The sequence below is a fragment of the Psychrobacter sp. genome (assembly GCF_036731945.1).
In the GTDB taxonomy this organism is placed as follows: domain Bacteria; phylum Pseudomonadota; class Gammaproteobacteria; order Pseudomonadales; family Moraxellaceae; genus Psychrobacter.
This window is the reverse complement of the sequence record NZ_DAINDI010000051.1, coordinates 16,797-22,517: the sequence shown is the minus strand read 5'-3', so window position 1 is coordinate 22,517 and position 5,721 is coordinate 16,797. Positions and strand designations below refer to the sequence as shown.

Genomic DNA, 5,721 nt, shown 5'->3' with positions numbered 1-5,721 from the left:
AAAAAGTAGAGAAGTTCTCAGTCATTAAAACCTTGCAAGCGATTGAAGATTCTAACGTAACCATCATTGTGATTGATGCGCACGAAGGCATTGTCGACCAAGACTTAAATATGATTGGTTATGCGCTTGATGCAGGGCGTGCATTGGTAGTTGCCATTAATAAATGGGACGGTCTGACCCAAGATCAAAAAGACTATATCAAGCTTGAGATGGATCGCCGCTTTAACTTTATTCCTTATGTTAAAGTGCATCAAATTTCAGCATTACACGGTACAGGGGTAGGTAATTTATATCCTTCTATCTTGCGCGCTTATCAATCGTCGATGTTTGAGGTATCAACCAACCGTCTGACGCAGATTTTACAAGATGCGGTTACGGCAAATCCGCCGCCAACGGTTGCTGGTCGCCGTATTAAGCTACGTTTTGCCCATATCGGTGGTCATAATCCGCCGGTGATCGTGATTCATGGTAACCAAACCTCTGCGCTACCAAAAAGCTATCAGCGTTATCTTGAAAACCAATTCCGTCAAGTTTTTAAACTTGAAGGCACGCCGCTTAATGTTATCTTTAAGCAAAATGAAAACCCGTACGCCAATAAAAGTGATACGCCAACCAAAGCAAAAGCGCAGCAATTACGCCAACGTGAACGCAATCGCGCACAAAAATTCACCACCAAAGATAAGCCCAGATTTACCAATAAAGATAAAAAGCGTTAATTCTGCCAGATAGTGAGTGTCTTTATTTTTTTAGCAAATAAAGAACATGTTATTTTATCTTTGCTGTTTTTCTATTCTTAGCTTTTTCTGTAATATAAAATGCCATGATGACTATATCAGTCGTCCTGGCATTTTTTAATTTAAGACTGTGTTAAGTTACATTAAAATGTCGCATTATCCTTATCCTCTCTATAATATATCTATATTATAATTACAAGTTGTCTTCACTCAGTTGAGTCATATGAACAACCGCTCCCCAAAAACCTTACCCATGCTCATTTGGCAATCTATCATGCAGACCATGATTTTGGCTGTATTGGCAGGTTTTTTATTGTCTTTTGTTTATGGCTTGGTGCAGCATTATAAGGAAGAACGTCGGCATACTCAGCAGTTGGCGAACCTTCTGACGCTTAGCGCGGCGAGCGTAGATGGCGATGAGGTAGTCGCTGATCAAGTGCGTTTTTTGTTAGAAAATGAGCAAAACATCGAGAGTATTTTGTTTTATACCACCTCGCAGCCTATTGCTGATAGCAATCTGTCAAAAGACGATTGGAAAAATGCTTTATTTGCCAATACGGTCAGCTTTAATTATCCGGTCGTCGGCGACTATGTTGATGGCACTAGCACACTTTCTATCGGTAGTGATACGCCAAACGGGGAGCAGGAAGGCTTTACGACTTTGACCGCCATCAATGCTAACTCAAACTCAGTGAATAACCCTGTAAGCGACTCAGTGAGCGAAATGTCGTCTGATACCGCCTTGGTTGGCTATATCAATATTAATTTGAATGTGGCAGCGCTGCGGACAGATTGGGTACAAGGCAATTTATGGCTTTGGTTAATGACAACGTCGTTGGCGATTGTATGGGCGCTATTTATCCTGCGCAAACTAAACTGGCCATCAAAAGATATCGCTGCGCTAACCGAAGTCTGCGATATCGTGCTAAAAAACCCTGAGCTTGAGCAGCTACCTGCGATTCCGCAGCGGTTTAAATTTGAAGAATTGGTGCAAATTAAACAGGCTTTTACCACTTTGTTCAATCGCCTGCAAGCGTCGAAACAAGATTATGCCGCGCTGGCAGTGTTTGAGCAGCAGTTGCATCAAAAAGATTTATCGCTTGATGTGCAGCTGCATAATTTTCAAAGTATGATAACCCATGAGCTAAAAACTTCATTGAATGCCATCGTTGGCGGTTTACAGCTATTAGAAGGTGAACAGCTAAACGCTGAGCAAAAAGACGCGGTTGAGATTATTCACAATGGCAGTGATAAATTGGTATTGGCGCTTAATCAAATTATACAACTGAATCAAATTCAAAAAGGGCAAATCAGCCTACAAATCAGTGAGTTTAATCCGCTGCAATTAATTTCAGACCTATTGGCCGAATATGAACCTATTGCCAAGCAGAAAGGTTTGGATTTAAGCAGTCATATTCATCATATTGATTATAGCCTCGAAGGCGACGCCGAAAAGATCCAGCAGATATTATCGATACTACTGAGTAACGCTATTAAGTTTACCCCAACAGGGCAAGTAAGCGTTACTTCGCAGCTGACCCATTTCGACCACAGCAACCGCTGGCAGATACGGATAAAAGATAGCGGTATCGGTATCGATAGCAGTTTTATAGAAGATATTTTCAATCCGTTTTTTCAGGTAGATTCATCGCAAACCCGTCAATATGAAGGCACAGGTATTGGCTTGCCAGTCGTCAAGCAAATGGCGCAGCTGATGGGCGCTAGTGTCGAGGTAAATAGTACGCTAGGGGTCGGGACAGAATTTATAGTTACCTTGCAGCTGTCCAATCAGCGCCAATCGCGCCAGCAATATTTGCTGTCTGGGCTTGACGTTATGTATTATTACTATCAAGATAGCGGCGCTTTGCTAGAGGAATTACAGCGACTAGGGGCGCGTGTTACCTGTTATCAACATGAACAGCTGGTCATTGATGATATAAACGATAAAAATTTCGATATGGTGGTGTTTGCTGAAGATGTATTACCAAGTAGCGCCGAAGCCTTAGCAAGACGTATTCGTGCTTCTGAGACCAGTCACCGTGCTTTGCTGGTGTATTGGTATTCGCAGCAGCAGGCGCTACATTTAGATAGTTTTGAGCATGGATTAAAAGCCGCTGGCGTAGATTACTGTCAGGTGGCGAGCTATGAAGACAAGGCGCTGAGTAATTTGTTAAAAAGCTGGCTGGTTTGGTCTTAAATATGACGGTATTCATGAGACTAAAGATAAAAAAGACCAATAAAAAGACGCCCATTAAAAGCGTCTTTTTTATATTAAACTCGCTAATCGCTGCTATTTAATGGCGATTGCTTTTGAGGTAAATGGTTTTCAAAGCAAATTGTTAAGCTAGAGATTTAAGACAAGTGCTTAAAACAAGTTTTGCGCCCAGCGCGTGAAACGTTGCCAAATACGGCTCATAAATCCTGATTGTTCGATATCGCTCGTAGCAACGACAGGAACTGAGGCAACCGCTTTACCATCAATTACCGCCATCATTTTGCCAATTTCTTGACCTTTTTTGATAGGGGCTTCTAAGCTTTCAGGAATATCGACCACGGTGGTGATTTTATTCTTTTGTGTTTTGCTGGTCAAAATCTGCAAACTGTCGCCAGTCGCTAGCTCTACTTCTTCTGCTTCGCCAAACCAAACCGGTACTTTGCTGACAAATTGTCCAGCGGGCGCTTTAGTGACGGTGGTAAAGTGGCCAAAGCCCCAGTTTAGCAACTCACGTGACTGATCGGCGCGCGCTTGCTGACTTTTTGTACCCATAATGACAGAGATAAGGCGCATCTCGTCACGCTTACTTGACGCTGCTAAGCAATAGCCTGCGGCGTCAGTATGACCTGTTTTTAGGCCATCAACCGTCGGGTCAGTCGCAAGTAGAGCGTTACGGTTACCCTGCGTGATACCATTGTAGGTAAACTCTTTTTCCGAATAAAGACCATAATAGTCGCCACTGTTTTTGATAATAGCACGCGAAAGTTTTGCTAGGTCTAAAGCTGATGCTTCATGACCTTCATCGGGCATACCTGTAGCATTGACAAAATGGGTATTTTTCATGCCGATTTTTTCGGCTTCTTCATTCATCAAGGTCGCAAACGAAGCTTCGCTACCAGCGATGTGTTCGGCCATCGCTTTTGAAGCATCGTTACCTGATTGAATGATGATGCCGCGTAGCATATCAATCACGCTGGCAGATTTATTGACCGGTACATACATGCACGACTGACTGCTACTACCACGGCACCAAGCATTGGCGCTCATCAGTACTTGCTCGTCTTCTTTAAGATCACCCGATGCTAAGCGCTGTTCAATCATGTAGCTGGTCATCATCTTTGTCAAAGATGCTGGCGGCAATGGTTGATTGGCGTTTTTCTGCGCCAGTATCTCACCCGTGTTATAGTCCATTAATACATAGGCGGTATTTTCCATTTCAGGAGGCTGAATGGCTGCGCCCGCCATCATTGCACTCATAGAAACACTAACGCCCACTACCAGCTGTACCAGCTGTTTTTTCACATGCTTTACTGTCATAGATTGTTACACCGCATCATAAAACCAAATGTATCTATCGCTGCTATCACAGGCTAAATCTCAAGTTCATCTGATATAAAGCGCTTTAAATTTAAGCGTCAGAACAGATTTTTGCTGAAAGCCTTGTTGACTGAGCGATGGACATAAAATTAACGCCTTATCTTAGCAAAATGCCGCTCGATGGGGAAATGATAAATAAAATAAAATTACTCACGATTAGAAATTGGATTTATAGCGACTTTTTTAACATCTATAAAAAAACTTGCTGCAACGTCTGCTATGAGCGGACGATACAGCAAGCTGATTTTGCAATATAAATGTAGTCTGTAATTAACCCAGTAAAGGCTTAATGCAGATTCTTATTTAAAATTTATAAGAGCAATTATTAAAAACTAATTACCAACAATCTTTGCCTAGCATCTATCACGTCATAATAACCAGATTTTATTATCGTTAATAGTAAAGGTATTTATTTACGTTGACCAGAGGTTAGGTTTTATCGGATTTACTTTTCTATCGAAACGGATTAATGATATTCAGCATTGGCCAAATCTTCGCATAAGGCTTTGTTCTCTTGTTTTGAGAAGCCCATGGTCCAACTACGAATACCTTGCAGAATTTGACGATAATCTTGCTGCGTAGACAAGTATTGAATAGCCGCTTTTGGATCCTCTAACGATGGCATCAATTCATGCAGCTGCACGTTATAAGATTTATAAAAGCGCTGTTTTTGTTTACCAGTTAACATCGGCGGGCAAATCTCTGATAACACATGCATCACCGCAATTTCATGCTTGGTGATATTAATGCCCGATAAATCTACTGGAATGGTAGTCGACGCATTGGACGCAGCTTGGGTCGCTTGAGACAGCATAGCAATAGACGTTATCAGTCCTGCAAGACCAACTTTTGAGGCGGTCTTTGCTATCACAGAAGCTATAGATAATATCGATTGATTTTTCATTCAGTATTACACTCGCTTATCTTTGTTTGATGGTGCTATGTTAATGGGTAAAAAAATAAAAGTCACATAAAATATTGATTTATGTGTAGATATATTGTGAGCTGAGCCGCCTTTACAGTAACATATCAGCATTATATCGCCCTAAGTTACCTCAACATAAAAGTATCAATTGATCGTGTTGTCCCTTGTTGCCTACTGTAACCCCAACGTTTTACCTTTTGCAAAAGACGCTTGCTGCTACTAATAAAATTATTAATAAAATCAAATAGTAAGTTGAAATAACTTAAAGTCTGGGTTCGCCTCCCGAGGCGAGTAGGGTATAATCGCCCAAAATCTGAAACGCGACAGCGCTATCTATAATGTCTGTCTTGATTCTGCTTGATTTTGGCAGGCATGATTATAGCGGTTTTAGGATAAAAAAGTAGAGAACCTGACAGACGGTCATTAATGACGATATTAAGATGAATTGGGCAAAAATGAAAATTTTAATG

Annotated in this window: 4 protein-coding genes; 2 read left to right on the top strand and 2 right to left on the bottom strand. The window is 41.4% G+C overall.

Features of this window, described 5'->3' with window-relative positions; translation table 11 throughout:
• Positions 1–716 (top strand): GTP-binding protein (locus V7D75_RS10660; protein ID WP_333614542.1); only part of this gene is annotated, 716 nt, incomplete at its 5' end.
• A 241-nt stretch (positions 717–957) separates the two neighbouring features.
• Positions 958–2,931 (top strand): sensor histidine kinase, encoded by a 1,974-nt coding sequence (locus tag V7D75_RS10655; protein WP_333614541.1) that lies wholly within the window; start codon positions 958–960, stop codon positions 2,929–2,931.
• A gap of 168 nt (positions 2,932–3,099) precedes the next feature.
• On the opposite strand, the gene V7D75_RS10650 is transcribed toward V7D75_RS10655, so the two are convergent.
• Positions 3,100–4,266, bottom strand: a complete 1,167-nt coding sequence (locus V7D75_RS10650) for a D-alanyl-D-alanine carboxypeptidase family protein (protein WP_333614540.1) — start codon at positions 4,264–4,266, stop codon at positions 3,100–3,102.
• 526 nt (positions 4,267–4,792) lie between these two features.
• Entirely contained in the window at positions 4,793–5,230 is a 438-nt protein-coding gene (locus V7D75_RS10645) for an MCR_0457 family protein (RefSeq protein WP_068406636.1), read from the bottom strand.
• Positions 5,231–5,721 lie beyond the last annotated feature (491 nt).